The following is a 5475-nucleotide window of genomic DNA, read 5'->3' on the forward strand; positions in this document are numbered from 1 at the left end:
TGTCACCCGATGGCAACAGTACCTATTCTCAAAGCCACAGTTCAACAATAACCTCTCTGGATACCCTTTCCGATATCCAGGAAGTTGCATATTCCTGGACCCAGAACAGTAATGTGGGTTCCGTGTTCTCCTGGACCGTGTGCAATAGCGGTGATACGGTAACGAAGGCTTCTGCCAATGGTAACTGGTACCTGCATGTAAGATCCACTGACAATGCGGGTAATGTCAACTATTCGACATCCAATGTGTTCAGGCTGGATAATGCTCTTCCATTGATAGATATCGAAACCGATGGAGACGATACCTATTCTCAGAGCCATAGTACTGATGTAACAGTGACCGATGCGCTTTCAGGCATCCAGGAATTAGATTATGCATGGACACAGGACAGTGATGTCGGTTCAGTATCCCAATGGACAGCTTTTGACAACGGAGACACTCTGACAAAGAATTCCGGAGATGGTGACTGGTATCTGCATATCAGCGCTATTGATAACGCAGGCAATACCAATTACTCTGTATCTTCTAATTTCAGGCTGGACAACACTGCTCCTGCATATACATGGATACAGAAGCCTCTTAATGCAGACACCGGAGATACTGTTGTCATCGAGCTGAACGCTACAGATGTCTCTTCGATCTCCGAATACAGCATAACTGTTGACGGGGAAGAACATCAGATGAATACAAGTTCAGGTGGTTACTCATGGACCGTGGATATTCCTGCAAGTGATTCGGGAACGCTTGTAAGCCAGGTCATCTATAGCTGTACTCTAAGCGACCCTGTGGGCAATGTGGACAGCACAGGTAATATTCTTCTGAACGTTTCCATCCTGCCGATTGCGGATTTCACTGCAAGTGAAACCAGAGGTAATGCTCCGCTGACAGTAGATTTCGAGGATGGCTCAGTTGGTCTTGTGGAAGACTGGCAATGGGACTTCGGAGATGGAAGTACTTCCACCGAACAAAATCCAGTCCATACATTCGGATCAGGCAATTTCACCGTCAACCTGACAGTAACTAACAGCAATGGCACTTCCAGCCAGCTGCTCAACATAAAGGCAGCTGAACCGCTCAGTTGCACAACCTCGCCGGAAGATCAGGCACCTATCTCGATATACGGTGAAGAGACTAACTTCAGTGCGACAGCTAACATTCTCTCAAGTTTCAGCTGGTATCTCGATGGTGAACCAATAAGCGGAAATGGTATTACCATATCCTCGAATGATGACGATTCCTCCATGGTTTCATTCTGTCTCATAAATACAAGCGAGTACATCGACCAGGATGATTTCTTCGTGGACGATTACAACATATCTGTAATAGTAAGCAATGAAAGTACAGGTATGTCAGATACCTTGTCATGGGACTGGACAGTAACGGATTCCTCTGTAGAAGATGGAGAAGATATCTCCTTTGTCATTTCTAAGAATCCAGATATCAACTCTTCAGGAAACATGTCATACGTAGGATTCAATACGACCGATGATGAGAGGACAGATAATAAAAATCTTACCGGAAGCATCACGTTTGTTTCTTTCAATACTCCGGACAATGCGTCCAGCCTTCGTATAAAGGTCGAAGTTCTGGACAAGTCATCACTTAACGAATCGGAAGCGGGATTCTCTCAGGATTCTGTGTACCAGTACCTTGACATTAGTTTCAATAACCAGACTCTTGTTGATAACACTGGTCTTAACAGGAGTATCGAGTTCAGGGTCCTGAACGAATGTGATGGTGGAACCCTTGTCATAACTTCTGTGATGCTCAAACACCGCGGTAGTTCCACATGGGAAACTTATGTTCCTGAGTTTCTCAGTGATGATGGTACATACTCCTATTACATCGTTCGGAATATTTCCGGCTTCTCTCCATTCGCAATAATGGCTGATTATGAGTACTCTTCAGGCTCAGGTTCAGGCACTGGTATGGCTGTTATACTGCCTTGGTCATCACAGGAGAATACTGGAACAGCGGATGGATCAATATCTGCCGATCCGGAAGGCTCAAAAGTATCAACTGGTACCGGAACAGTATCAGATGAAAAGGTGCAAACTAATGATGGTATCAGTGTTGGCGATGGCGAAGAAGATGCTGATGAAAGCGGCAGCAACATCGCAATAGCCGGTATTTTACTGCTGGTTGCCGGATTGCTGATCTTCTTTGTGTACAGGAAGAAAAAGGAAGATAAGTAACCGGGTATATAGTTCTCCCCTTTTTAAAAGGGGGAGAACAACTGTTTTTATTTGCAATATTTTCCCAATGATGAGGAATACAGCATATAAGTTTACTCTTATGAACATTTGATTATAGGAGTGAAGTTCAGATGAGGTTTAGTTCTTGATTATATGTTATGCTTTATATAGGGTATGCAGTTCAGGTTCTTTGGTATTCATTTGTTGAGTTCTTTATTTTGATTGCAAGTAACTTCTTATGGGTTATGTTCCATTATCTGAAACAAAACGAATATTGCTAAATAATTTAGTTTCTTATTCAATTCCAGAAAGAGGTTAGTCTGCAGAAATTAATAACAAAATTTATGAATAAACTGGGCATAGAAAATATCTTTGCAAATTCAGTATCCGCGTTGGCAGGAGGTCCTCCCTTAATGGAAAAAACTTTGCTTGATGTCGTATTTGCTTCTGAGAGAAGAAAAAATGTACTTTTAATCCTGCAGAATGGTCCCAAAGAAATGGAATCAATACTTAAAAGTTTGCAAACAACAAGGCAAGCCTTACTTCCACAGATGAGGATTTTAAAAGACCACAACTTAATTTATCAATCCGGTGACTCTTACGGGTTAAAGAATACCGGAAAACTACTAGCTAACAAAATGAAACCTTTTTTGGGTACTGTTAAAACAATGGAAGAGAACAGCAACTACCTGATCACACATAAGCTGGATTCAATTCCGGAGCATTTTCTAAACCGGCTTTGTGAGGTAGATGATTGTAAGATCATAGATCCAGGTCACATCAATGCACATCAGTTGAACGCAGATTTTCTTGAAGAAGCTCTTACATCCAAATCCGTATACTTTGTATACACTTTTATGCATCCTGCATGTAATTCTATTCTTCAGCAATTATTAGATAAAGGTATAGAAGTTTCAGTTATCGATAGTAAGGAGCTTGTTGAAAAACTCATAACTGAAATATATGAAGTATGCCAATATTTTCTTTCATATAAAAACTTTAAGATCTTTAGGTACAAGAGAGATATCAATATATCATCTCTAACGGTTACAGATAATGGTTTTCTTTTAAGGTTACGACTCAGTAATAATGAGTTCAGTAACAAACAACTAGTCTGTCTGAGTCCAAAAGGACGCAAATGGGGTAAGGACCTCTATGACCATTACCTGAAAGATTCAACTTTAATAACTGAAATATGAACTGTTTAAACAGATTTTGTCTTAATTTTTGGTCTTTGATGCTGATTACTTAGAAAGCTGCCGATTATTATCTAAAATCTTTTTTGGGAAATATTGTATGTCAGAACAAATAAAAAAGTTTATGAGTAAAATGTGTATAAGGAATACCTGTAAAAGTTAAGTTTACATTATTTATACATTGTATATTGTACTGTCACTCAGTTGAAAGGTATTATGCGGTATCCATATTGGCCGGAGGATCTCCTTTAATGGAAAAAGCATTGTTAGATGTCATATTTGTTTCTGAGAGAAGAATGAATGTGCTTTTGATGTTACAGGATGGCCCCAAAGAAATGGAATTAATACTTGAAAGTCTGCGTACGACAAGAATGGCACTACTTCCTCAGATGAGGATCTTAAAAGACCACCATTTAATCTATCAATCGGATGACGCTTATGGCTTAACGATCACCGGAAAGATGATGGCTAATAAGATGAAACCTTTTCTGTCTACTGTTGAAGTGCTGGAGGAACACAGCAGCTACCTTGCAACGCACAAAGTAGATTCTATTCCTGAGCATCTTTTAATGCGGATAAATGAAATAAATGGTTGCACTATCATGGAGCCCAGCCATGTCAATGTGCATGAGCTGAATGCAGATTATCGTCAAGAAGCTCTTGGCTCCAAAGCAGTGTACTTTGTATTCACTTTTATGCATCCTTCCTGCCCCTGGATACTTGATCTGCTTGTAAAGGCAGGTGTAGATGTTTATATCATCTTTACTAAAGAGCTTGTTCAAAAACTGAAAGATGAATTGTATGATAAGTTCAAATCCTTCATTTTATGTGGAAAAGTCACATTCTATTCTTACAATAAAGATATTCAAATATCATCGCTCACAGTGACTGACAATGGCTTTCTTTTAAGGCTCTTATTCGACAATAACGAATTCAGTAATAAACAACTTATATGTCTCAGCGAAAAAGGACGTCATTGGGGTATGGATTTTTACAATTATCACCTGAAAGATTCGACATTAATAACCAAAATATGATCTGCAAAAGCACATATGAAGGAAGTTGATAGACGATCAGGGACATCTTCAGTATTTCCTATCCCCGAATATCGAAGAACCAATCCGGACCATGGTAGCTCCTTCCTCAATGGCTACTCTGTAATCGTTAGACATTCCCATTGACAGTTCCCGGATATCGATGTTATCCTGGTTTTTTGGTTGCATCTCATCAAAAAGCGATTTCATCCTCCTGAAATATGAACGTGTTTCCTCAGGAGAGTCAAAAGGAGGTATGCACATGAGTCCCTGCAAATGGATATTTTTAAGTTCATGGACCTCTGTAAGCACCTCTGCTATCTCATTCTCAGAGAAGCCGAATTTCTGTGGCTCTTTGCCTATGTTGACCTGAAGGAAGACCTTCTGCACTTTATCGATGGCTCTGGCTTTCTTATTAATGTCCTGTATCAGCTTCAGGGAATCGGCCGACTGGATCACATCAAAGAGCCGAACGGCTTTTTTTACTTTTCGTGACTGTAAATGTCCTATGAAATGCTTTTCACAGGGCAGCAGTTCATCACATTTATCCTCATATTCCTGAACTTTGCTCTCACCTATGATAGTGGCACCAGCCCTTATGGATTTATTTATTCTCTGGGCGTCAACTGTCTTGGTAACACAGACAAGTTTTATGCTTCCCAGCTCCTTAAGGATGGCCTTTACGTTCTCATCGATTGTCATGCATGTTCCCAGGCTTTTTCATTTAAGCGATTCAATAACTGCTATATGGACTTAATGCAAGGGGTCTGATATAAAAAGTTCGTTTGATTCGTATAATTGCTTTTAAACATTGGATCAGCTATTTAAGGGAGTAGTTTTTAATTGTAAATTAACTATACTTTAATGGTGGGAGTGAATAAGATGTCTGTACAGGCATACATAAATTTTAATGGGAACTGCCGTGAAGCCGTAGAATATTATATGAAAGTCTTTGGAACAGCGAAACCTGAGATCATGTCATTCAAGGATGTACCATCAGGCATGGACTTTCCTGTGACAGAAGAAACAAAGGATCTGGTACTACATACC

General features: G+C 39.9%; 4 protein-coding genes. 3 read left to right on the top strand and 1 reads right to left on the bottom strand.

Annotation, left to right across the window (positions count from 1 at the left end):
* The 3 genes from ACCM36_RS08600 to ACCM36_RS08610 form a co-directional block, all read left to right on the top strand.
* A partial coding sequence (locus tag ACCM36_RS08600; RefSeq protein WP_370573345.1) for a PKD domain-containing protein occupies positions 1-2195 on the top strand: 2195 nt, incomplete at its 5' end.
* Positions 2196-2539: 344 nt separating this feature from the next.
* Positions 2540-3394 carry a helix-turn-helix transcriptional regulator gene (locus ACCM36_RS08605; RefSeq protein WP_370573346.1) on the top strand — a complete coding sequence of 285 codons (855 nt, stop codon included), beginning with the start codon at positions 2540-2542 and terminating at the stop codon, positions 3392-3394.
* A 248-nt stretch (positions 3395-3642) separates the two neighbouring features.
* Positions 3643-4428, top strand: a complete 786-nt coding sequence (locus tag ACCM36_RS08610) for a helix-turn-helix transcriptional regulator (RefSeq protein WP_370573347.1) — start codon at positions 3643-3645, stop codon at positions 4426-4428.
* A 48-nt stretch (positions 4429-4476) separates the two neighbouring features.
* Here ACCM36_RS08610 and ACCM36_RS08615 read toward each other — a convergent pair whose 3' ends face one another.
* Positions 4477-5127 carry a YggS family pyridoxal phosphate-dependent enzyme gene (locus tag ACCM36_RS08615; RefSeq protein ID WP_370573348.1) on the bottom strand — a complete coding sequence of 217 codons (651 nt, stop codon included), beginning with the start codon at positions 5125-5127 and terminating at the stop codon, positions 4477-4479.
* Positions 5128-5475 lie beyond the last annotated feature (348 nt).

The organism is Methanomethylovorans sp., from assembly GCF_041305605.1.
Lineage (GTDB): Archaea > Halobacteriota > Methanosarcinia > Methanosarcinales > Methanosarcinaceae > Methanomethylovorans.

Excerpts from the sequence above, each read along its gene's own strand:
- ACCM36_RS08610 (WP_370573347.1), top strand. The coding sequence starts at position 3,643 with ATGGAAAAAGCATTGTTAGATGTCATATTTGTTTCTGAGAGAAGAATG.
- ACCM36_RS08615 (WP_370573348.1), bottom strand. The coding sequence starts at position 5,127 with ATGACAATCGATGAGAACGTAAAGGCCATCCTTAAGGAGCTGGGAAGC.
- ACCM36_RS08605 (WP_370573346.1), top strand. The coding sequence starts at position 2,540 with ATGAATAAACTGGGCATAGAAAATATCTTTGCAAATTCAGTATCCGCG.